Source organism: Geodermatophilus pulveris (assembly GCF_900188375.1).
GTDB classification, from domain to species: Bacteria; Actinomycetota; Actinomycetes; order Mycobacteriales; family Geodermatophilaceae; genus Geodermatophilus; species Geodermatophilus pulveris.
In genome coordinates this window covers 524,047-545,271 of record NZ_FZOO01000001.1, presented here as the reverse complement: position 1 = coordinate 545,271, position 21,225 = coordinate 524,047, and the positions used below count along the sequence as shown (strand labels likewise).

The following is a 21,225-nucleotide window of genomic DNA, read 5'->3' as shown; positions in this document are numbered from 1 at the left end:
GATGCCGCGGTGACCACCGACCCGCGCACCGGCCTGCCGGCCGAGCTGTTCACCGCCGTCGACCACGTCGGCATCGCCGTCCCGGACCTCGACGAGGCGCTGGCCTTCTACGCCCAGGCCCTCGGCGTGCACGCGGTGCACGAGGAGGTCAACGAGGAGCAGGGCGTCCGCGAGGCGATGCTCGCCGTCGGCGACGGGGACACCCGCATCCAGCTGCTCGCCCCGCTGACCCCCGAGTCGACGATCGCGAAGTTCATCGGGCGCTCCGGTCCAGGCCTGCAGCAGCTGGCCCTGCGGGTGACCGACGTGGAGGCGGCCGCGGCGACGCTGCGCGAGCGCGGCCTGCGGCTGCTCTACGACACGCCCCGGCGCGGCACGTCCGGCAGCCGGGTCAACTTCGTGCACCCCAAGGACGCCGGCGGCGTCCTCGTCGAGCTGGTCGAGCCGGCGGCGGACGGGCACCGACCTGCCCGACCGGCGGGCTGACGTGCGTGCTACCCACCGGTAACATCTGCCGCCACGCTCCAGCCGGCGGCGGACGGGCACCGACCTGCCCGACCGGCGGGCTGACGTGCGTGCTACCCACCGGTAACATCTGCCGCCACGCTCCAGCCGACGACACCCGGGAGACGCACGTGGACGAGATCAGGGACGCCATCCTCGCCGACGAGTTGGACGCCGTCGCGGCGCTGCCGGTGCCGGGGTCCTACCGCGCCGTGCTGGTCCGCAAGGACGAGCAGGACATGTTCGAGGGCCTGAGCACCAAGGAGAAGGACCCCCGCAAGTCCCTGCACGTCGAGGAGGTGCCCACCCCGGAGCTCGGCCCGGGCGAGGCGGTCGTCGCCGTCATGGCGTCCTCGGTGAACTACAACACCGTCTGGACGTCGATCTTCGAGCCGGTGTCGACCTTCGGGTTCCTGGAGCGCTACGGGCGCCTGCACGACCTGGCCAAGCGGCACGACCTCCCGTACCACGTGGTCGGCTCCGACCTGGCCGGCGTCGTGCTGCGGGTGGGCCCGGGGGTGAACCGCTGGAAGCCCGGTGACGAGGTGGTGGCGCACTGCCTGTCGGTGGAGCTGGAGGACCCGGCCGGGCACGACGACACGATGCTGGACCCGCAGCAGCGGATCTGGGGCTTCGAGACCAACTTCGGCGGCCTGGCCGAGCTCGCACTGGTCAAGAGCAACCAGCTGATGCCCAAGCCGGCGCACCTGACGTGGGAGGAGGCCGCCGCGCCCGGGCTGGTCAACTCCACCGCCTACCGGCAGCTGGTCAGCCGCAACGGCGCGGGCATGAAGCAGGGTGACGTCGTGCTGATCTGGGGGGCGTCGGGCGGGCTGGGCTCCTACGCCACCCAGATGGCGCTCAACGGCGGCGCCATCCCGGTCTGCGTCGTCGGCAGCGCCGAGAAGGCCGAGATCGTCCGGTCCATGGGTGCCGAACTCGTCATCGACCGCTCCGCCGAGGACTACCGGTTCTGGAAGGACGCCGACACCCAGGACCCGCGGGAGTGGCAGCGGCTGGGCAAGAAGATCCGGGAGCTCACCGGTGGCGACGACGTCGACATCGTCTTCGAGCACCCGGGCCGGGACACCTTCGGCGCCAGCGTCTACGTCGCCAAGAAGGGCGGCACGATCGTCACCTGCGCCTCCACCACCGGGTACCTGCACCAGTACGACAACCGCTACCTGTGGATGAACCTCAAGCGGATCATCGGCTCGCACTTCGCCAACTACAGCGAGGCGTGGGAGGCCAACCGGCTGATCGACAAGGGCCTGGTGCACCCGACGCTGTCCAAGGTCTACCCGATGGAGGACGTCGGCCAGGCCGCCTGCGACGTCAAGGGCAACCTGCACCAGGGCAAGGTGGGTGTGCTGACCCTCGCCCCGCGGGAGGGCCTCGGCGTCAAGGACACCGCCAAGCGGGAGAAGCACCTGGCCGCGATCAACCGCTTCCGCGGGGTCTGACGGAGGACCCTCCGGCGGGACCCTGCAGCAGGGCCGCCCAGACCTCCCACTGCCGCGCCGGGGGTGTCCCGACGGGACACTCCCGGCGCGTGGCGCGGCCCCGGGCGGTGCTGGCACCCTGCAGGGGAGGGTCCGGGAACACGCCGGGCCCGTCCGCCGACTCTGCGAGGATGACCGCATGACCGATCCCCGCCGCGACATGCTGCCGATGCGCGAGGCCCAGCACTCGTTCGACGTGGTGCTCCGGGGCTACGACCGGCACCAGGTGGCCGAGACGATCGAGCGGCTCGAGGCCGACATCCAGGTCGCCCTCGCCGACCGGGACGCGGCGATGACCCGCTCGTCGGACCTCGCCGGCCAGCTGTCGGCGCTGCACGGGGAGGTCGACCAGCTGCGCCGCAAGGCCGCGTCCTCGGGGCCGACGACCTTCGAGAACATCAGCGAGCGCATCCAGCACATGCTCCGGCTGGCCGAGGAGGAGGCTGCGGAGATCCGGCGGTCGGCCGCCCAGGAGGCGCAGGCCCTGCAGGAGCACACCGCCGCCGAGGAACGGGCGATGCACGAGCGGCACGCGGCCGGCCAGGCCGAGGTGGACCGCATGATCGCCGAGGCGCGGCAGGCCGCCGAGCAGATCGCCAGCAAGGCACAGATCCGCGCCGACGAGCTGGTCGCCAAGGCCCTGGAGAAGGTCGCCCGGCTGGACGCGGAGTCCCAGGCCCGGCGGGCCAAGGTCGAGGAGGACTTCGACATCGCCCAGCGGGCGCGCCGGCAGGAGGCCGCCCGGATCGACGAGGAGCGCGACCGGACGTCGGCCGAGGCCGCCCGGCAGCGCGTCGCCGCCGCCGAGGAGCACGCCGCCCGGCTGGTCAGCGACGCCGAGGCCGCCGCGGCCGCCGTCCGCTCGGTGCGCGACGAGCTCACCGGCCGGCTGCTCGAGGCCCGCCGCCTGCTGGAGCGGCTGCCGGACCTCGGTGACCGGCGGCCCGAGCCGCAGGGGGACGCCCGGCCGCAGGCCCCGGTCCGCCCGCAGCCCACGCCCCGCTCCGTGCCGGGCCAGACCGAGCAGGTCCGCGACGAGTGGTCGCCCGCCGGCCCGGTCATCTCCTCCCCGCCGCCGGTCGGCCCGGTCACCGGCCACCGGCCCGTGGTGCGGCCCACCCCCTCCCCGCAGCAGGGGCAGCGGCCCGTCGAGCCGCTGCCGGGCAACGGCGAGGCCGCCGCGGCCCGCCAGCCCACCCGGCCTGCGGCCCCGCCCACGCAGCCGGCGGTCACCCCGGCCGACCCGGCGACACCGGACCCGCAGACCACCCAGCAGCTGCGCCCGGTCACCACCGGCAGCTCCCCTGCCGCGACGCCGTCCCGGGTGGACCCGCCGACGCTGGTGCAGCCGGCCGTGGGCGCCGAGGCCGACACCGCGGACACCGACGAGCCGGTCACCCCCGGCCGGCGCTGACCCCGGCCGCCGGCGGCCGGGCACCGCAGGACCGCCCACGGACGCCGGGGAGGAGACCAGGTGCCGACCCGCCGTCCCCGGCCGCCCGCGCTGCCGGCGGGCCGTCGCGGTGCGGCCGTCGTGGCGGTGGCGCTGCTGGCGGTGCTCACCGCCGCCGTCACCGGGCTCGTCCTCGGCGGGGACGGCGGGCAGCCCGCGACCGGGGCCCCGCCCGCCGCCGGCAGCGGCGCACCGCCACCGGCGGCCGTCCCCACCCCCGCCGACCCGCCCCGGGCCTCCGACGTCGCCGCCGGCCCCACCGGGACACCGGCGGCCGAGCTGCTGGAGTGGGCCGGCCGCGAGCTGCCGCCCGGCACCCGGCTGCGCCCGACCGACGGCGCCCGCGGGGACCTGCTCGCCGCCGGCGCCACCGACGACCTGCTGGGCGCCACGGCGCCGACCGGCCCCGGCGACCTGGTCCTCACCGTGACCGACGGCCGGCCGCCCCCGGGCGCCCGGGTCGTCGCCGCCTTCGACGGGCTCACCCTGGTGGACCCCTCCCCCGGCACGCCCACTCCCGAGCAGCTCGGCATGCGGGAGGCGCTGGCGCAGGCGGTGCTCGCCAACCCGACCACCCGCACCACCGGGGAGGCCGCCGCGGTGCTGGGCGCGGCCGACGTCGACATGCGCCTGCTGTCCCTGCTGGCCGTGCTGACCGCCCAGGACGGCATCGGCCTGGGCGCCCTGCCGCGGGCCGAGGGCAGCGGGGGGCCGGCGCGCAGCGCGCTGCTCACCTCCGTCGGCGGCGCCCCGGTCGGTGCCGGGCAGCCGGCGACCGAGCGGCTGCGGACCTGGCTGGATGCCCAGCTGCCGCCCTTCGCCCCCGACCGCGTGGAGGTCACCGACGACGGCGTCCGGGTGTCCCACCGCTACGCCTCGGACCCCGACGCGCTCGTGGCCGACGCCTCCTCGTGACTCCCGGTTGGACAGGAGTCGCGGGGAGTGCGGAGATGGACGCCGGGCCGGGCGCGACCGGCCCGCTCCCCGGACCCGCTGGAGGACGACCGTGGACCGCTGGATCCGCGTGCTGGCCGTGACCGCCCTGAGCGCCGGCGCTGTGCTCCTCACCCCGGCCGGGGCCGGCGCCGCCGAGACCGGCCTGCTGCGGCTGGCGCACCTGTCCCCCGACACCCCGGCGGTCGACGTCTACGTCGACTCCGTCGCCGACCCGGGCCACGGCACCGCGCTGCTCACGGTGCCCGGGGTCGGCTACGGGACCATCTCCGACTACCAGGGCGTGCCCGCGGGGGTCTACACGGTCAGCATGCGCCAGGCCGGCGCGGACCCCGCCACCCCGCCGGTGCTGTCCACCACCGTGCAGGTCGGCCCGGACAGCGCGCGCACCGTCGCCGGGGTCGGCCGCTTCGCCGACCTGGGCCTGGAGGTGCTCGAGGACGACCTCGCGCCCCCACCGCCGGGGCAGGCGCGGGTGCGCGTGGTGTCGGCGGCCAGCACCGCCCCGACGCTGGACGCCTCCGCCGGGGGGACGCCGGTCGCCGACGACCTGGCGTTCGCCGAGGCCGGGGAGCACGCCACCGTGGCCGGCGGCGCGGGCCGCCTGCAGGTGACCGTGGACGGCGAGCCGACCGAGCTGCCGCTGGACCTGGCCCCGGGCTCGGTCTACAGCCTGTTCGTGCTGGACCGGCCCGGGGGTGGGTTCACCGTGCGCACCGTCCTGGACGCGGCGGGGGCCGGCACGGTCCCGGCCGGGGGCGTGGAGGCCGGTGCCGGGGGCAGCGCGGCGCAGCGGCCGGTGCCGGGCGTCCTCGGTGCCGTGGGGCTCACCGTGCTCGCCGGTGCCGGGCTGGTCCTGGCCCGGCAGTCCCGCCGGTGAGCGGCCCGCCGTGAGCCGGCACCGCAGGCCGACCCACCCGGCGCTGCCCTGGGTGCGGGGGCTCCTGGCCGCCGCCGCGGTGGTGGCCGGGGTGGCCGTGCTGACCCCCGGCGCCCCGGGGCCGGCCGCCGCGACCGCCGCGGTGCCGGTGGTCGTCGAGCGCGGCACGGAGCGGGCGGCGGCCGCACCGGTCCGGGTGCGGGTGCCCGCCGCCGGGGTGCACAGCGAGCTGCTGCGGCTGGGCACCGACGCGTCCGGTGCCCTGGTGCCCCCGGAGGACTACGGCCGGGCGGGCTGGTTCACCGGCGGGGCCGTGCCCGGGGACGTCGGCCCCGCGGTGGTGGCCGGGCACGTGGACTCCGTCGACGGCCCGGCGGTGTTCGCCCGCGTCGGCGGGCTGGCCCCCGGGGACGAGGTGCTGGTCGACCGGGCGGACGGGACGACGGTCCGCTTCGCCGTCACGGAGGTGACCCGGTACCCCAAGCGCGACTTCCCGACCGAGGCCGTCTACGGCCCCACGCCGCGGGCGGAGCTCCGGCTGGTGACCTGCGGCGGGGACTTCGACCGCTCCGCGCGCAGCTACCTCGACAACGTCGTGGTGACGGCGGTGCTCACCGGCTGAGCCGGTGGCCCCGGGCCTGCCAGCAGGCCGTGTGCCAGTGCCGGCGCAGGTCCGCGGCCGACGCGGTGTCCCACGGCTCGGCGTCGGAGTCCCGCGGGTAGGCCGGCCAGGTCACCAGGTGCGGCGTCCCGGGGCGGATCTCCTGGTCGCAGCCGGGGCACCGGTAGTTCTTGCCGCTGGCCGCGCCGGTGAGCCGGCGGACCACCCAGTCGCCGTCGGTGGCCTCCTCCACCGTCTCGGGACGGTGGATCGGGTCGCGGCCGGCCGGCCCGGGCCGGGGCCGTCCGCTCCGGCGGGGCACCGGCTCAGCGGCGGGCGTGGTCGCGGAAGCCGCGGCCGGTCTTGCGGCCGAGGTACCCGGCGGTGACCAGGTGCTCCAGCAGCGGCGCGGGCGCGAAGCCGGGCTCGCGGAACTCCGCGTAGAGCTCCCGCTCGATGGCCAGCGCCACGTCCAGGCCCACGACGTCCAGCAGCTCGAAGGGGCCCATCGGGTAGCCGCAGCCGACCTTCATCGCCGCGTCGATGTCGTCGGCGGTCGCGTAGTGCGCCTCGAGCATCCGCACCGCGTCGTTGAGGTAGGGGAACAGCAGCGCGTTGACGACGAACCCGGCACGGTCGGCGCAGGAGACCGCGTGCTTGCCCAGCCGCTCGGACACCGCGTGCGCGGTGGCCGCGACGTCGGGTGCGGTGGAGATCGTGGAGACCACCTCGACGAGCTTCATCACCTGGGCGGGGTTGAAGAAGTGCATGCCGACGACGTCCTCGGGACGGCCGCTGGCACGGGCGCACTCGATGACCGGCAGGCTGGACGTCGTGGTGGCCAGCACCGCGCCGGGCCTGGCGATCTCGCCCAGGTTCTCGAACAGCGCCTCCTTGACCGGCAGCGACTCCGCGATCGCCTCGATGACCAGGTCGCGGTCGGCGAGGTCGTCCAGCGACGTCGTCCCGGCGACGCGGGCGAGGGCGGCGTCGCGCTCGGCCTCCTCCAGGCGGCCGCGCTGCACCTGCTTCTCCAGCGACCGGGCGAGCTCGCGGCCGACCGCCTCCACCTTCTCCGGGGAGCGGGCGACGAAGCGGACGTCGTAGCCGCCGCGGGCCAGCACCTCGACGATGCCGGTGGCCATCGTCCCGGAGCCGACGACGCCGACCGTGCGCACCTCACGGGCGCCCTCGGCGGCCCCGCCCGGCGCGGGGGTGTGCGCGTCGGGCACCACCTCGGCGGAGTCGCGGCCGGCGTAGGTGTAGAAGCCCCGGCCGGACTTCCGGCCCAGCAGCCCGGCGGTCACCATCTGCTTGATGACCGGCGTGGGCGCGTGCAACCGGTCGCGCGACTGCCGGTACATCGTGTCGAGGATCTCGTAGGCGGTGTCCAGGCCGATGAGGTCCATGAGCGCCAGCGGGCCCATCGGCAGGCCGCAGCCCAGCCGCATGGCCGCGTCGATGTCCTCGCGGCTGGCGTAACGGTTCTCGTACATGGCGACCGCGTGGTTCAGGTAGCCGAACAGCAGCGCGTTGGCGATGAAGCCGGCCTTGTCGCCGATGGTGACGTCGACCTTGCCCAGCCGGGCGGCCAGCGCCTCGACGTCCTCGACGACCGAGGGCTCGGTGACCACGGTGCGCACGATCTCGACGAGCTTCATGACCGGCGCCGGGTTGAAGAAGTGCATCCCGATGACCTTGCTCGGCCGCCCGGTGGCCACCGAGATCTCGGTGACCGACAGGCTCGAGGTGTTGGTGGCCAGGATGGTGTCCGGCGGGCAGATCTTGTCCAGCGTGGAGAAGATGTCGCGCTTGAGCTCCATCCGCTCGGGCACGGCCTCCACCACCAGCTCGGCGCCGGACAGCTCCTCCATCGAGGTGGTGAAGCGGATCCGGCCGAGGATGGTGTCGCGCTCGGCGGCGTCGAGCTTGCCGCGCGCCAGGGCCTTGCCGGTGGACTGCTCGACGTGCCCCCGGCCGCGGGCCACGGCCGCCTCGTCGACGTCCACGGCGGTGACCGACAGGCCCGCGCGCGCGAGCACCTCGGCGATGCCGGCACCCATCGTGCCCAGCCCCACCACGCCGACCTCGGTCAGTTCTCTGGCCACGCTGCCAACCCCTCCGCCACGGACGTCGGCAGCGAGTCTCTCACCCCGCCGGCCGCGTCTTCAGAACAGCCGCTGGGAGGGGTCGTCGGTGCCCTTGAGGGCGGCGTAGTCGACGGTGAGGCAGTCGATGCCGCGGTCGCCGGCCAACACCCGGGCCTGCGGCCGGATCTCCTGCGCGGCGAACACCCCGCGCACCGGCGCGAGCAGCGGGTCGCGGTTGAGCAGCTCGAGGTAGCGGGTCAGCTGCTCCACGCCGTCGATCTCCCCGCGGCGCTTGACCTCCACGGCGACGGTGGTCCCGTCGGCGTCCCGGCAGAGCAGGTCCACCGGGCCGATGGCGGTCGGGTACTCGCGGCGCACCAGGGACCAGCCGGTGCCGAAGGTCTCCACGTGCAGCGCGAGCAGCCGCTGCAGCTCGGCCTCCACGCCGTCCTTCTGCAGGCCCGGGTCGACGCCCAGCTCGTGGGAGCTGTCGTGCTCGACGGACTCGATGGTGATGACGAGCTGCTCGCCCACCCTGTTGGTGACCGTCCAGGTGCCCGCGCCGTCGGTCAGCTCCTCGCGCAGCGAGCAGGGCGGGGTCATCCAGTTCAGCGGCTTGTACGCGCGGTCGTCGGCGTGCACCGACACCGAGCCGTCGGCCTTGACCAGCAGCAGCCGGGAGGCCATGGGCAGGTGGGCGGTGAGCCGCCCGATGTAGTCGACCGAGCAGCGGGCGATGACCAGGCGCACGGGCGCCGACGGTACCGAACGGGTGACGACGCGCCCGGCACGGCGGGGCCCGGTGGGCGGCCGGGGCATCCTGGCCGGGTGCGCCGCGCCCCGCTCCTGGCCCTCGTCGTGCTGCTGGCCGGCTGCGCCGCGGGCGGCGGCGCTGGTGGGGACGGCGGGGCGGCCGCCCGGCCAGCCCCGGTCGCCGACGGGCCGGGGCGGCTGGTGCTGGCCGTCGAGCACGTCGGGGGCTTCACCACCCCGGAGGCCCTGGCCGCCCGGGTGCCGCTGGTCGCCGTCTACGGGGACGGCCGGGTCGTGGCCCCCGGTGCGCAGATCGAGATCCACCCGCCGCCGGCCCTGCCCTCCCTGCAGCAGTGGCGGCTGGACGCCGAGGGCCTGCAGGAGGCGGTCGACCGCGCGGTGGCGGCCGGGGTGACCGACGACGGCGACCTCGGCACCCCGCCGCTGGCCGACGTCCCGGCGACGCGGTTCACCCTGGTCACCGACCAGGGGACGTCGGTCCGCGAGGTCGCCGCGCTGTTCGAGCTGCCCGACGACGCCGGGCTGACCCCCGAGCAGCGGGCGGCCCGCGGGGAGCTGCTCGGCCTGCTGGGCGAGCTGGCCGCGCCGGAGGCGCTGGGGGCGACCGGCCCGGAGCCCTACGCGCCCGATGCCGTGGCCGCCGTCGTCGGGCCGTGGACCCCGCCGGCCGAGCCGGAGCTGGTGCAGCCCGACCTGCCCTGGCCCGGGCCGGCGCTGCCCGGCGAGCCGCTGCCCGGCGGGCCGGCCCTGTCCTGCGTGACCGCCCGCGGCGCGGAGGCCGAGGCCGTGCTGGCCGCCGCCGCCGGGGCCACGACGCTGACGCCGTGGGTCGCCGGCGACGGCGGCCGGTGGGCCCTCACGCTGCGCCCCCTGCTGCCGCACGAGACCGGCTGCGCCGACCTGGGCGGGGGTTGAGGCGCCCGCGGGGTCCTACACCTGGACGGGCCGGCGCAGGTCGTCGTCCACCTCGACCCGGGCGACCGGGTCGGCCGTCGAGGTCGACCGGAACCGCTCCAGGTCCAGGATGCCCTCGCGCTTGGCGACGATGGTCGGGACCAGCGCCTGCCCGGCGACGTTCACCGCGGTGCGGCCCATGTCCAGGATCGGGTCGATCGCCAGCAGCAGGCCGACGCCGGCGAGCGGCAGCCCGAGCGTGGACAGGGTCAGCGTCAGCATGACCACCGCGCCGGTGACGCCGGCGGTGGCCGCCGAGCCCACCACGGAGACCAGCGCGATGAGCAGGTAGTCGGTGAGCGACAGGTCCACGCCGAAGAACTGCGCGACGAAGATGGCCGCCAGCGCCGGGTAGATGGCCGCGCAGCCGTCCATCTTCGTGGTCGCGCCCAGCGGGACGGCGAAGGACGCGTAGGACCGCGGGACACCGAGGTTCTGCTCGGTCACCCGCTCGGTCACCGGCAGCGTGCCGATGGAGGAGCGGGACACGAAGGCCAGCTGGATGGCCGGCCAGGCGCCGGCGAACCAGCGCAGCGGCGAGAGGCCGTGCAGCCGCAGGAGCACCGGGTAGACGACGAAGAGCACGAGGGCCAGGCCGGCGTACACGGAGCCGGCGAAGACGCCGAGCGAGCCGAGGGACTCCCAGCCGTAGCTGGCCACCGCGTTGCCGATCAGACCGACGGTGCCGACGGGGGCGAGCAGGATCACCCACCACAGCAGCTTCTGCACGACCGCCAGGGCCGAGCGGACCAGCGCCAGGAACGGCTCGGCCGGCTCGCCCACCTTGAGGGCGGCGACGCCGACGGCGACCGACAGCACGATCAGCTGCAGCACGTTGAACGACAGGCTGCCGTCGTCGCCTGTCTGCAGGCCGAGCACGTTGGCCGGCACCAGGCCGGTGAGGAAGTCCCACCAGGAGCCGGTGGTCGCAGGCTGGGCCTGGGCGGCGGCGTCGACGGAGCTGTTGCGACCCGGCTGGGTGAGCAGCCCCAGGCCGATGCCGAGGGAGACGGCGATGAGCGCGGTGATCGCGAACCACAGCAGGGTCTGGCCGGCCAGCCGGGCGGCGTTGGAGACCTGCCGGAGGTTGGCGATGCTGACGATGACCGCGGTGACCACCAGCGGCGGGACGAGGACCCGCAGCAGCGTGACGAAGGTGCTGCCGACGGTCTGCAGGGTGCTGGTCAGCCAGTTCGGCGTGCCGTCGGCGACGGGACCGATGTCGCGGGCGACGAGGCCGAGGGCGACGCCCAGCACGAGGGCGAGGAGGACCTGCGCCGCGAACGGGACGCGGCGGAGACGAGCGAGCACGGGGGACTTCTCCCGGGACGGAGGGACGGGGACGGCGGAGCGCGCGGGCGCTCAGGAGTCGGCCGTCATCCGTCCGAAGTCGAGCGCACGCCGCCGGGTGAGGTCCCACCTGTCGCGCACGTCAGGGCACAAGGCGCCCCGCGCGCCGTCCCATCCCCCTGTGCGCGGTCTCACTGTCTTCCTCAGTCGGTCCAGACGGCGCGGCGCTTCTCCAGGAACGCCGACATGCCCTCGACGGCGCCGGGCAGCTGGCTGGCGGCGGCCATCACCTCGACCGCGGTGGTGTAGGCGTCCCGCTCGGGCCGGCCGAGCTGGGCGTACATCGTCTGCTTGCCCCACGCCTTGCTGGCCCGCGAGCCGCGGGTGGCCCGGTCCACGAGGTCGGCGACGGCGTCGTCCAGCGCGTCGTCGGGCACCACCCGGTTGACCAGGCCCCAGTCCAGCGCGGTGGCCGCGTCGATGACGTCACCGGTGAGCGCCAGCTCCATGGCCCGCTTGCGGCCGATGTCGCGGGCGATGGCCACCATCGGCGTGTGGCAGAACCAGCCGCCCTTGCCGCCCGGGGCGGCGAAGGCGGCCGACTCGGCCGCCACGGCCAGGTCGCAGGAGGCGACCAGCTGGCAGCCGGCGGCGGTGGCCAGGGCGTGCACCCGGGCGACCACCACCTGCGGGACGTCGTGCAGCGTCTGCATCAGCTCGGTGCACAGCTGCAGCAGGTCGCGCACCTCGGCGAGCGGCCGGCCGGCCACGTCGGCGAAGTCGTGCCCGGCGCTGAACACCGGCCCCTCCGCGGCCACCACCAGCCCGGCGGCGTCGCTCTCGCCCACCGCCCGCACCGCGGCCAGCAGCTGCTGCACGTGCTCCCGGGACAGCGCGTTGCGCCGGGCCGGCCGGCACATCGTGAGGGTGACGACGTCGCCGTCCCGCTCGACCCGGGGCGCGCCCTGTGCAGTCATGCGCCGACCCCACCACGGCGGGGCGGGTGGGGCAATGGAGGCAGGGCGGCCCGGGGCGACGGGCTGGGACGCTCGGGGGCGTGGAACCCGAGCAGGTCACCGACACCGCCCCCCGGCCGGCCGGGCGCACCGTGTTCACCCAGGGCTGGCGCGACGTCACCTTCCTGCACTGGGCGGTGGACCCGGCGCTGGTCGCCCCGCTGCTGCCGGCGGGCACCCGGCCCGACGTGCTCGACGGCGCCACCCACGTCGGGCTGATCCCGTTCCGGATGCGCCGGATCGGCCTGCTCGGCGCGCCGGGCGTGCCGTGGGCGGGCTCCTTCGCGGAGACCAACGTCCGGCTGTACTCCGTCGACGGGCAGGGCCGCCGGGGGGTGGTGTTCCGGTCGCTGGACGCCGACCGGCTGCTGCCGGTGCTCGCCGCCCGCTGGGTGGCCGGGCTGCCGTACTGCTGGGCCCGGATGCGCGTGCACCGCGACGGCGACGTGGTCACCTACACCTGCCGGCGTCGCTGGCCCGGGCCGCGCGGTGCCGGCGGGCGGGTCGCCGTCCGGGTGGGGCCGCGGCTGGCCGACCCCGGCCCGCTGGCCGGCTTCCTCACCGGCCGCTGGGGGCTGCACCAGACCGCCGGCGGCCGGCTGGCCTACTGGCCCAACGAGCACCCGGCCTGGCCGCTGCACGCCGCCGAGCTGGTCGGCTGCGAGGACGACCTGCTGGCCGCGGGCGGGCTGCCCTCGGTGGGCGGCGCGCCGGACAGCGTGCTCTTCTCCCCCGGCGTGGACGTGCGGTTCGGCCCCCGCCTGCGCTGACCCGCGGCACGGCAGGATCGCGGGATGGACCCCGTGCGCTTCGGACTGGTCGGCTACGGCTTCGGCGGGCGGTGGTTCCACGCGCCGCTGCTGGCCGCCGCGCCCGAGGTGGACCTGCTCGGCGTGGTGACGACGTCGGCCGACCGGCGGGCGCAGGTCGCCGCCGAGCACCCGGGCCTGCGCGCCTTCGGCTCGCTGGAGGAGCTGGCCGACGCCGGCGCCGAGGCGGTGGCGATCTCCACCCCGGCCGGCACGCACACCGCGCTGACCGACCGGGCGCTGCACCTGGGCCTGGCCGTGGTCTGCGACAAGCCGTTCGCGCTCGACGCGGCGTCCGCGCGCGGGTCGGTGGCCCTGGCCGCCGAGCGCGGCCTGCCGCTGGCGCCGTACCAGAACCGCCGCTGGGACTCCGACTTCCGCACCGCCCGCGCCCTGGTCGACGCGGGCCGGCTGGGCACGGTGACCCGGTTCGAGTCGCGCTTCGAGCGGTTCGCGCCCGACCCCGGCCCGCCGGCCGCGGGCGGCGGCACGCTGCTGGACTTCGGCAGCCACCTGGTCGACCAGGCGCTGGTGCTGCTCGGCCCGGTGAGCGCCGTCTACGCCGAGTGGCGGCCGGGCGGGTCCGGCCTGGACGACGACGTCTTCGTCGCGCTCACCCACGCCGCCGGCGCCCGCGCGCACCTGTGGGGCAGCTGGAGCCAGGGCGCGCCCGGGGACCGCTTCCGGGTGGCCGGCACCGAGGGCGCCTACGTCGTCGGCGGGCCGATGGACGGGCAGGAGGCCGCGCTGCTGGCCGGGCACACGCCGGCCACGCTGGGCGAGCGCTGGGGCGCCGAGCCGGAGCAGCGCTGGGGCCGGCTGCGCCGCGGCGACGAGGGCGTCGTGGTGCCGACCGAGCGCGGCCGCTGGGACACCTTCTACCCCGCCTTCGCCGCCGCCGTCCGCGGGCAGGGCCCGGTGCCGGTCGACCCGCGGGACGCCGTCGCCACCGCCACCGTGCTCGACGCCGCCCGCCGCAGCGCCACCCAGGGCGCCGTCGTCCGGCTCTAGCCCGAGCGGACGGCGGGCACCAGGTCGTCCAGACCGTGGGCCTCGCGGACGACGTCGACGATCTGGCCCATGATGCCGGTGAGCCCGACGTCCTTGGGGGTGAACACCCGGGCCACGCCCTGCTCGCGCAGCCGCCGGGCGTCGCTGTCGGGCACGATCCCGCCGACCACCACCGGGACGTCGTCCAGGCCGGCCGCGCGCAGCCCGCGCAGCACCGCCGGCACCACCTGCAGGTGCGAGCCGGACAGCACCGACAGGCCGACGACGTGCACGTCCTCCTCGACGGCGGCACGGACGATCTGCGCCGGGGTCAGCCGGATGCCCTGGTAGACGACCTCGAAGCCGGCGTCCCGCGCGCGGACGGCGATCTGCTCGGCGCCGTTGGAGTGCCCGTCGAGGCCGGGCTTGCCGACCAGCAGCCGCAGCCGCCCGCCGAGCTCGGCGCCCGTCGCGCGCACCCGCTCCCGGACGCCGGCCAGCGCGGCGTCGGCCACCCCGCCCCCCGCGGCGGCGGCGACCCCGGTCGGCGCCCGGTACTCGCCGAACACCTCGCGCAGCACGCCGGCCCACTCCCCCGTCGTCACCCCGGCGCGGACGCACTCCAGGGTGGCGACCATCAGGTTCTCGTCGGTGCCGGCCGCCGCGCGCAGCCGGTCCAGCGCGCGGCGCACCGGCTCCGGCTCGCGGCGGGCGCGCCACTCCTGCACCGACGCGCAGGCGGCCGCCTCGACCGCGGGGTCGACCACCTGGATGGCGCCGTCGAGGTCGGCCAGCAGCGGGTTGGGCTCGGTGGCCTCGAACCGGTTCACCCCGACGACGACGTCCTCGCCGCTCTCGATCCGGCGGCGGCGCTCGGCCAGCGAGGCCACCAGCCGGCCCTTCATGTAGCCGGACTCGACGGCGGCGACCGCCCCGCCGAGCTCCTCGACCCGCGCCATCTCCGCGCGGGCGCCCTCGACCAGCTCGGCGACCTTGCGCTCCACGACGACCGAGCCGGTGAACAGGTCGTCGTACTCCAGCAGGTCGGTCTCGTGGGCCAGCACCTGCTGCAGCCGCAGCGACCACTGCTGGTCCCACGGCCGGGGCAGGCCGAGCGCCTCGTTCCACGCCGGCAGCTGGACCGCGCGGGCGCGGGCGTCCCGGGAGAGGGTGACGGCGAGCATCTCCAGCACGATCCGCTGGACGTTGTTCTCCGGCTGCGCCTCGGTCAGGCCCAGGGAGTTGACCTGCACGCCGTAGCGGAACCGGCGGTCGCGCGGGTCCTGCACGCCGTAGCGGTCGCGCGCCAGCTCGTCCCAGAGCTGGGTGAAGGCGCGCACCTTGCACATCTCCTCGACGAAGCGGACACCCGCGTTGACGAAGAAGGACATGCGGGCGACGACGTCCCCGAAGCGCTCGGCCGGCACCTGGCCGGAGTCGCGCACCGAGTCCAGGACGGCGACCGCGGTGCTCATCGCGTAGGCGATCTCTTGCACCGGCGTGGCCCCGGCCTCCTGCAGGTGGTAGCTGCAGATGTTGATCGGGTTCCACCGCGGCATGGCCGTCACCGTGTAGGCGACCATGTCGGTGACCAGCCGCATGCTCGGCCCCGGCGGGAACGCGTGGGTGCCCCGCGACAGGTACTCCTTGATGATGTCGTTCTGCGTCGTGCCCGCCAGGGCGCTGACGTCGTGCCCGTTCTCCTCCGCGACCACCTGGTAGAGGCCGAGCAGCCACATCGCGGTGGCGTTGATCGTCATCGACGTGTTCATGCCGTCCAGCGGGATGCCGTCGAACAGCGCCCGCACGTCGCCGAGGTGGGCGACCGGCACGCCGACCTTGCCCACCTCGCCGGCCGACAGCTCGTGGTCGGGGTCGTACCCGGTCTGCGTCGGCAGGTCGAAGGCCACCGACAGGCCGGTCTGCCCCTTGGCGAGGTTGCGCCGGTACAGCGCGTTGGACTCGGCCGGGGAGGAGTGGCCGGCGTAGGTGCGCATGACCCAGGGGCGGTCGCGCTCCCCCGGCGTCGACGGGAACGGCATGGCCGCGGAGTGTAGGCGGTGTTACCGGCCAGTAGGGAGCGCACGGCCGGTGCCCGCACCGATGGCACACTCGCTGGCGGGAGAGGAGGCCCGTGATGTCACCCGTGGCCGGCACGCACTACCTGGCAGGTCCGGTGATCGCCTTCACGGTGATCGCCGGGCTCGCGCTGTTCCTGCGCTGGGCCTTCCGCAGCGACCCGCGCCGCCGCCCGCCGGCCGACGACGGCCTGCTCACCCGGGTGGCCACGATGACCGGCCGGGACTCCGCCCTGGCGCTGCGCGCGGTGCTCTCCGACGCCGGCATCCGCTCCACGGTCCGCTTCCCGGGGCCGCACCGTGCCGAGGTGCTGGTCTTCCCCGAGGACGCTCCCCGCGCCCGCGCCCTGGCCGCCGGCTTCCCCTCCACCTAGCGAGGGCCCTCCTTCAGGAGGGGCGCTGGACCCGCTCGATCTGCACTCCCAGGCCGCGCAGCTGGGTGACGAAGTCGGGGTAGCCCCGGTCGACGTGGTGCACGTCCTGCACCTCGGTGACGCCGTCGGAGACCAGCCCGGCCAGCACCAGGCCGGCACCGGCGCGGATGTCGGTGGCCAGCACCGGCGCGCTGGACAGCCGCTCCCGGCCGCGGACGACGGCGTGGTGCCCGTCGATGCGCACCGAGGCGCCGAGCCGGACCAGCTCGTTGGCGAACATGAAGCGGCCCTCGAACACGTTCTCGGTGATCAGGGCCGTCCCCGTCGACACCGCCGCGAGCGCGACCGCCATCGGCTGCAGGTCGGTCGGGAAGCCCGGGTAGGGCAGCGTGACGACGTCCACGCAGCGCGGGCGGCCCTCCATCGCCACCCGCAGCCCGTCGGGCAGCGGCTCCACGTGCGCCCCGGCGTCGGTGAGCTTGGCCAGCGCCACGGTGAGGTGGTCGGCGACCGCGCGCTCGATGACGACGTCCCCGCGGGTCATCACCGCCCCGATGGCCCAGGTGCCGGCGACGATCCGGTCGGGGACGGTGGTGTAGGTGACCGGCTTGAGCGACGGCACCCCGTCGACGGTGATCGTCGACGTGCCGGCGCCCTCGATCTGCGCGCCCATCGCGGTGAGCATCGCGCAGATGTCGGCGATCTCCGGCTCGCGGGCGGCGTTGTCGATGACGGTGGTGCCCTCGGCCAGCACCGCGGCCATGACCAGGTTCTCCGTGGCCCCCACCGACGGGAAGTCCAGCCAGATGGTGGTGCCCGTCAGCCGCGGCGCGGAGGCGACCAGGAAGCCGTGCTCGCTGTGGATGGTGGCGCCGAGCCGCTCCAGGCCGGAGATGTGCATGTCCAGGCCGCGGGAGCCGATCGCGTCACCGCCGGGCAGGGCCACCTTGGCCGACCCGCACCGGGCGACCAGCGGGCCGAGCACGCTGATCGAGGCGCGCATCCGGCGGACCAGGTCGTAGTCGGTCTCCGTGGAGGGCTGGTCGGGGACGTCCACGACCAGCCGTCCGCCGCCGCCCTGCGGGTGCCGCTCGTAGCTCACCTCGCAGCCCAGCCGCCGCAGCACCTCGCTCATGATCGCCACGTCGAGGATGTCGGGGACCTCGTCGATGGTGGTCCGCCCGGCGGCCAGCAGCGCGGCCGCCATGAGCTTGAGGGCGCTGTTCTTGGCGCCGGTGACCCGCACCCGGCCGGTCAGGGCCGTGCCGCCGGTGACCTCGAAGCACTCCACCGGGCCACCCTACGGGGCCCCGCTGCAGGGTCCCGCCCGCGAGCTCGGTGACCTGCCGGAACGGCCCTCCTGTCGGGACCCGCTCCGAGCGTCGGCGAGGAGTGGGGGGCAGGAGGGTCCTTCTTCTAGGCTCGCTCGCATGACCGTCCGGCTGACCCGCATCTACACGAAGACCGGCGACGCCGGCCAGACCCACCTCGGGGACATGAGCCGGGTGACCAAGACCGACCCGCGCCTGGTGGCCTACGCCGACGTGGACGAGGCCAACAGCGTGATCGGCGTGGCGCTGGCCCTCGGGTCGCCGCCCGCGGAGCTCACCGGGCTGCTGCGCAGCGTGCAGAACGACCTGTTCGACGTCGGCGCGGACCTGTCCACGCCGATCGCGCCCGACCCCGAGTACCCGCCGCTGCGGGTGACCGCCGCCTACACCGAGCGGCTGGAGGCGGCCTGCGACCGGCACAACGAGGCGCTGCCGTCGCTGACCAGCTTCATCCTGCCCGGCGGCACGCCGCTGGCCGCGCTGCTGCACCAGGCGCGGGTCGTCGTCCGCCGGGCCGAGCGCAGCGTGTGGGCGCTGCTGGACGTCGACGGCGAGCGCACCAACGGCGAGACCGCGCGCTACCTCAACCGGCTGTCGGACCTGCTGTTCATCCTCTCCCGCGTCGCCAACCCGGGCGGGGACGTGCTGTGGGAGCCCGGCGCGCACAGCGGCGCGCACGCCCAGCGCGCGGGCCGTAGAGAAACGTGATGGAACGGCCCCCTGCAGGGACCCGCCGCGAGCGTGCGAGCGGTGGGGGGCAGGGGGTCCTCCCTCAGCGGACAGGCGGGGCGGACTCCACCCAGGACAGGAAGCCGGTCACCGTCGAGGTGTCCATCGCCAGCTCGCGGGGCCCGGCGGCGGTCCGGCAGGCGAGCACGACGACGTCGGCGGGCAGGGAGACGTCGGCGGCCCCGGCGCGGCGCCGTCCCTGGATCTGGAACTCCGAGCGGCACAGCCGCTGCTGCGGGCGGACCGACAGGGACACCGCCCGGTACCAGAGCAGGGCGTCACCGCCGTACCAGGCCACCCCCACCGACCAGCGCGGTGCGCCGGTCGGCCGCAGCCACATGGTGACCGCACCGAGGCCGGAGAGCAGGAAGCGGCGGCGGAGCAGGAAGGCGACGACCAGCGCGACGACACCCACGACGGCGACCAGGACGAGTAGTTCGGCCATCATCCGGGGCTGCCGCGGGTCGTCGGGAGGGGGCGCTGGGGCTCAGGCGTCCTGACCGGCGGCACGCAGCCGCGACTGGGCCCGCCTCGCCGCGGCCACGGCCTCGGGGTCGTCGCCGGCGGACTCGGCCCGGCGCAGCGCCTCGCGCGCGCGCTCGACGTCGATCTCGCCGGAGATCTCGGCGGTCTCGGCCAGGATGGACACGCCCCGGTCGGTGACCGACAGGAAGCCGCCGTGGGCCGCGACGACCATGTCCTCGCCCTCGACGGTGCGCACGGTCACGATTCCCCCCTCGGCGAGCTGGCCGAGCAGCGGGGCGTGGCCGGGGAGGACGCCGAGTTCGCCCTCGGTGGTGCGCGCCACGACCATGCTGGCCTCGCCGGACCAGATCATCCGCTCGACGGCCACCAACTCGACATGCAGGGTCGCCACGACACTCCCTCGGGTCCACGGACCGGCGGTACGGATCGCCACGCCCGGGAGGGACACGGCGACGGGTCGGCCCACTCTAGCGGCGCAGCCGGGGGCCCCGACGCGAGGCTGCGGGGTGGGGCACGGCCCCGTCCAGGGCACCGCCCTGAGCCTGCGGAGGGTGGGTGGGACGGGGTCCTTCTTCAGGCGCAGCGGCGGTACAGCAGGGTCCAGCGGCCCACCCGCACCCAGGGGCGACGGACCGTGGAGGCGGGCGCCCACGAGTCGGTGTGGAACGGCCGGCCGCCCACGTGGGGCACGGGGGCCGACGGCGGCCAGCTCCAGTCGGTGCCGTCCGTCCTGCTCACCGTCGTGCCGTCCACGTGCGCTCTCCCGATCGTCGTCCGCACCACCCGGGCGCCCCGACCGTCATCGGCACGGCGGGGCGGGCCCTGGAGCAGCGCGCACCGGGGTGCGCGCTGCCCGGCGGGGGCTACCCCACACCACCGGCCGGACACACGGGAACGGCCGGCTCCCCCCTCGGGGGGAACCGGCCGTCCGAAGGTGCTACGGGGGGTCCCCCGGTCAGGGGGCCCCGCTCAGTTCTTCTTCAGCTTGTCGGCGTTGCGCTCGAGGTCCTCGAGGCCACCGCACATGAAGAAGGCCTGCTCCGGCGTGCTGTCGTACTCGCCGTCGGTGATCGCCTTGAACGCCTGCAGGGTCTCGGCCACCGGCACGAACGACCCCGGCTGACCGGTGAAGGCCTCCGCGACGAACATGTTCTGGGACAGGAAGCGCTCCACGCGGCGGGCCCGGTTGACCGTGACCTTGTCCTCCTCGGAGAGCTCGTCGATGCCGAGGATGGCGATGATGTCCTGCAGCTCCTGGTAGCGCTGCAGCACCTGCTTCACCGTCTGGGCGATCGCATAGTGCTCCTGGCCCACGTACTGCGGGTCGAGGATCCGGCTGGTGGAGTCCAGCGGGTCCACGGCCGGGTAGATGCCCTTCTCCGAGATCGGCCGGCTGAGCACGGTCGTCGCGTCGAGGTGGGCGAACGTGGTGTGCGGCGCCGGGTCGGTGATGTCGTCGGCGGGCACGTAGATCGCCTGCAGCGAGGTGATCGAGTGGCCGCGGGTGGAGGTGATGCGCTCCTGCAGCTCGCCCATCTCGTCGGCGAGGGTGGGCTGGTAGCCCACCGCGGAGGGCATCCGGCCCAGCAGCGTGGACACCTCGGACCCGGCCTGGGTGAACCGGAAGATGTTGTCGATGAAGAGCAGCACGTCCTGGTTCTGCTCGTCGCGGAAGTACTCCGCCATCGTCAGCGCCGACAGCGCGACCCGCAGCCGGGTGCCCGGCGGCTCGTCCATCTGGCCGAACACCAGCGCCGTGGACTCGATGACCCCGGACTCGGTCATCTCGGTGATCAGGTCGTTGCCCTCGCGGGTGCGCTCGCCGACCCCGGCGAACACCGACACACCACCGAACTCCTGGGCGACGCGGCGGATCATCTCCTGGATGAGCACCGTCTTGCCCACGCCGGCGCCGCCGAACAGGCCGATCTTCCCGCCGGCCACGTACGGGGTCAGCAGGTCGATGACCTTGATGCCGGTCTCCAGCATCTCGGTGCGGCCCTCGAGCTGGTCGAAGCGCGGCGCGTGCCGGTGGATCGTCCAGCGCGGTGCGTCCAGGCCGTAGCCGGGGGTGTCCAGGCACTGGCCCAGCGCGTTCCACACGTGGCCGGTGGTCACGTCCCCGACCGGTACGGAGATCGCCGACCCGGTGTCCCGGACGTCCGCCCCGCGGACGAGGCCGTCGGTCGGCTGCATGGAGATGGTGCGGACCACGTTGTCGCCCAGGTGCTGGGCGACCTCGAGGGTCAGCGTCTTGCCCAGGTCGGCGAGGGTGACCTCCACCTCCAGGGCGTTGTACAGGTCGGGCATCGCGTCGCGCGGGAACTCGACGTCGACGACCGGTCCGGTGACCCGGACGACGCGGCCGCTCGTCTGGGTGGTCGGACGGTCCTCGGTGACGGTCATGTGT

Annotated in this window: 22 protein-coding genes; 11 read left to right on the top strand and 11 right to left on the bottom strand. The window is 75.5% G+C overall.

Going from position 1 to position 21,225, the window contains the following annotated elements; genetic code table 11:
- Positions 1–9 precede the first annotated feature (9 nt).
- The 6 genes from mce to CHB98_RS02690 all read left to right on the top strand — a co-directional run bounded on the left by mce (position 10) and on the right by CHB98_RS02690 (position 5,915).
- The gene (mce, locus tag CHB98_RS02710) at positions 10–486 is read left to right on the top strand and encodes a methylmalonyl-CoA epimerase (RefSeq protein ID WP_089304034.1); all 477 of its coding nucleotides are present in this window, start codon (positions 10–12) and stop codon (positions 484–486) included.
- A 149-nt stretch (positions 487–635) separates the two neighbouring features.
- Positions 636–1,967 carry a crotonyl-CoA carboxylase/reductase gene (ccrA, locus tag CHB98_RS02705; protein WP_089304033.1) on the top strand — a complete coding sequence of 444 codons (1,332 nt, stop codon included), beginning with the start codon at positions 636–638 and terminating at the stop codon, positions 1,965–1,967.
- 178 nt (positions 1,968–2,145) lie between these two features.
- Positions 2,146–3,420 (top strand): coiled-coil domain-containing protein, encoded by a 1,275-nt coding sequence (locus CHB98_RS02700; protein ID WP_089304032.1) that lies wholly within the window; start codon positions 2,146–2,148, stop codon positions 3,418–3,420.
- Positions 3,421–3,480: 60 nt separating this feature from the next.
- Positions 3,481–4,374, top strand: a complete 894-nt coding sequence (locus tag CHB98_RS20930; RefSeq protein ID WP_143424916.1) for a hypothetical protein — start codon at positions 3,481–3,483, stop codon at positions 4,372–4,374.
- Between the two features lie 91 nt (positions 4,375–4,465).
- Entirely contained in the window at positions 4,466–5,293 is an 828-nt protein-coding gene (locus tag CHB98_RS02695) for a DUF4397 domain-containing protein (protein ID WP_245820877.1), read from the top strand.
- Between the two features lie 10 nt (positions 5,294–5,303).
- Entirely contained in the window at positions 5,304–5,915 is a 612-nt protein-coding gene (locus CHB98_RS02690; RefSeq protein WP_089304222.1) for a class F sortase, read from the top strand.
- On the opposite strand, the gene CHB98_RS02685 is transcribed toward CHB98_RS02690, so the two are convergent.
- From CHB98_RS02685 to nucS, 3 genes are all read right to left on the bottom strand, one after another.
- Complete coding sequence (locus CHB98_RS02685) at positions 5,905–6,147, bottom strand: hypothetical protein (RefSeq protein ID WP_245820876.1); 243 nt, start codon at positions 6,145–6,147, stop codon at positions 5,905–5,907. The genes CHB98_RS02690 and CHB98_RS02685 overlap by 11 nt on opposite strands.
- A 73-nt stretch (positions 6,148–6,220) precedes the next feature.
- Positions 6,221–8,002: a 3-hydroxyacyl-CoA dehydrogenase family protein gene (locus CHB98_RS02680; RefSeq protein ID WP_089304030.1), complete on the bottom strand. Its 1,782-nt coding sequence runs from the start codon at positions 8,000–8,002 to the stop codon at positions 6,221–6,223.
- 60 nt (positions 8,003–8,062) lie between these two features.
- Positions 8,063–8,734 carry an endonuclease NucS gene (nucS, locus tag CHB98_RS02675; protein WP_089304029.1) on the bottom strand — a complete coding sequence of 224 codons (672 nt, stop codon included), beginning with the start codon at positions 8,732–8,734 and terminating at the stop codon, positions 8,063–8,065.
- Positions 8,735–8,812: 78 nt separating this feature from the next.
- On the opposite strand from nucS, the gene CHB98_RS02670 reads away from it, so the two are divergent.
- Positions 8,813–9,673: a hypothetical protein gene (locus CHB98_RS02670; RefSeq protein WP_089304028.1), complete on the top strand. Its 861-nt coding sequence runs from the start codon at positions 8,813–8,815 to the stop codon at positions 9,671–9,673.
- Between the two features lie 15 nt (positions 9,674–9,688).
- On the opposite strand, the gene CHB98_RS02665 is transcribed toward CHB98_RS02670, so the two are convergent.
- Entirely contained in the window at positions 9,689–11,023 is a 1,335-nt protein-coding gene (locus tag CHB98_RS02665) for a dicarboxylate/amino acid:cation symporter (RefSeq protein WP_089304027.1), read from the bottom strand.
- Between the two features lie 182 nt (positions 11,024–11,205).
- Entirely contained in the window at positions 11,206–11,979 is a 774-nt protein-coding gene (locus CHB98_RS02660; protein WP_089304026.1) for an enoyl-CoA hydratase-related protein, read from the bottom strand.
- A gap of 80 nt (positions 11,980–12,059) precedes the next feature.
- On the opposite strand from CHB98_RS02660, the gene CHB98_RS02655 reads away from it, so the two are divergent.
- Both CHB98_RS02655 and CHB98_RS02650 read left to right on the top strand, forming a co-directional pair.
- Positions 12,060–12,788 (top strand): YqjF family protein, encoded by a 729-nt coding sequence (locus CHB98_RS02655; protein ID WP_089304025.1) that lies wholly within the window; start codon positions 12,060–12,062, stop codon positions 12,786–12,788.
- A 24-nt stretch (positions 12,789–12,812) separates the two neighbouring features.
- The gene (locus tag CHB98_RS02650) at positions 12,813–13,838 is read left to right on the top strand and encodes a Gfo/Idh/MocA family protein (RefSeq protein WP_089304024.1); all 1,026 of its coding nucleotides are present in this window, start codon (positions 12,813–12,815) and stop codon (positions 13,836–13,838) included.
- Here CHB98_RS02650 and CHB98_RS02645 read toward each other — a convergent pair.
- A complete protein-coding gene (locus CHB98_RS02645) occupies positions 13,835–15,859 on the bottom strand; it encodes a methylmalonyl-CoA mutase family protein (RefSeq protein WP_089304023.1) in 2,025 nt (674 codons plus the stop codon). The genes CHB98_RS02650 and CHB98_RS02645 overlap by 4 nt on opposite strands.
- Positions 15,860–15,954: 95 nt before the next feature.
- On the opposite strand from CHB98_RS02645, the gene CHB98_RS02640 reads away from it, so the two are divergent.
- A complete protein-coding gene (locus CHB98_RS02640) occupies positions 15,955–16,269 on the top strand; it encodes a hypothetical protein (protein WP_089304221.1) in 315 nt (104 codons plus the stop codon).
- 13 nt (positions 16,270–16,282) lie between these two features.
- Here the strand turns inward: CHB98_RS02640 and murA are convergent, their stop codons facing one another.
- Complete coding sequence (gene murA / locus CHB98_RS02635) at positions 16,283–17,560, bottom strand: UDP-N-acetylglucosamine 1-carboxyvinyltransferase (protein WP_089304022.1); 1,278 nt, start codon at positions 17,558–17,560, stop codon at positions 16,283–16,285.
- A gap of 139 nt (positions 17,561–17,699) precedes the next feature.
- Here murA and CHB98_RS02630 point away from each other — a divergent pair, with 139 nt between their 5' ends.
- Complete coding sequence (locus tag CHB98_RS02630; protein ID WP_089304021.1) at positions 17,700–18,308, top strand: cob(I)yrinic acid a,c-diamide adenosyltransferase; 609 nt, start codon at positions 17,700–17,702, stop codon at positions 18,306–18,308.
- A 64-nt stretch (positions 18,309–18,372) separates the two neighbouring features.
- Here the strand turns inward: CHB98_RS02630 and CHB98_RS02625 are convergent, their stop codons facing one another.
- The 4 genes from CHB98_RS02625 to atpD form a co-directional block, all read right to left on the bottom strand.
- Positions 18,373–18,774, bottom strand: coding sequence for a DUF2550 domain-containing protein (locus tag CHB98_RS02625; protein WP_245820875.1), 402 nt, complete (start codon positions 18,772–18,774; stop codon positions 18,373–18,375).
- Positions 18,775–18,816: 42 nt separating this feature from the next.
- Positions 18,817–19,206, bottom strand: a complete 390-nt coding sequence (locus CHB98_RS02620) for a F0F1 ATP synthase subunit epsilon (RefSeq protein ID WP_089304019.1) — start codon at positions 19,204–19,206, stop codon at positions 18,817–18,819.
- A gap of 182 nt (positions 19,207–19,388) precedes the next feature.
- Entirely contained in the window at positions 19,389–19,553 is a 165-nt protein-coding gene (locus tag CHB98_RS21330) for a hypothetical protein (protein WP_179224090.1), read from the bottom strand.
- A gap of 231 nt (positions 19,554–19,784) precedes the next feature.
- Positions 19,785–21,221, bottom strand: a complete 1,437-nt coding sequence (gene atpD, locus CHB98_RS02610) for a F0F1 ATP synthase subunit beta (protein WP_089304017.1) — start codon at positions 21,219–21,221, stop codon at positions 19,785–19,787.
- Between the last annotated feature and the right edge of the window lie 4 nt (positions 21,222–21,225).

Excerpts from the sequence above, each read along its gene's own strand:
- CHB98_RS02700 (WP_089304032.1), top strand. The coding sequence starts at position 2,146 with ATGACCGATCCCCGCCGCGACATGCTGCCGATGCGCGAGGCCCAGCAC.
- CHB98_RS02660 (WP_089304026.1), bottom strand. The coding sequence starts at position 11,979 with ATGACTGCACAGGGCGCGCCCCGGGTCGAGCGGGACGGCGACGTCGTC.
- CHB98_RS02650 (WP_089304024.1), top strand. The coding sequence starts at position 12,813 with ATGGACCCCGTGCGCTTCGGACTGGTCGGCTACGGCTTCGGCGGGCGG.
- CHB98_RS02645 (WP_089304023.1), bottom strand. The coding sequence starts at position 15,859 with ATGCCGTTCCCGTCGACGCCGGGGGAGCGCGACCGCCCCTGGGTCATG.
- CHB98_RS02640 (WP_089304221.1), top strand. The coding sequence starts at position 15,955 with ATGTCACCCGTGGCCGGCACGCACTACCTGGCAGGTCCGGTGATCGCC.
- CHB98_RS02630 (WP_089304021.1), top strand. The coding sequence starts at position 17,700 with ATGACCGTCCGGCTGACCCGCATCTACACGAAGACCGGCGACGCCGGC.
- CHB98_RS02625 (WP_245820875.1), bottom strand. The coding sequence starts at position 18,774 with ATGGCCGAACTACTCGTCCTGGTCGCCGTCGTGGGTGTCGTCGCGCTG.
- atpD (WP_089304017.1), bottom strand. The coding sequence starts at position 21,221 with ATGACCGTCACCGAGGACCGTCCGACCACCCAGACGAGCGGCCGCGTC.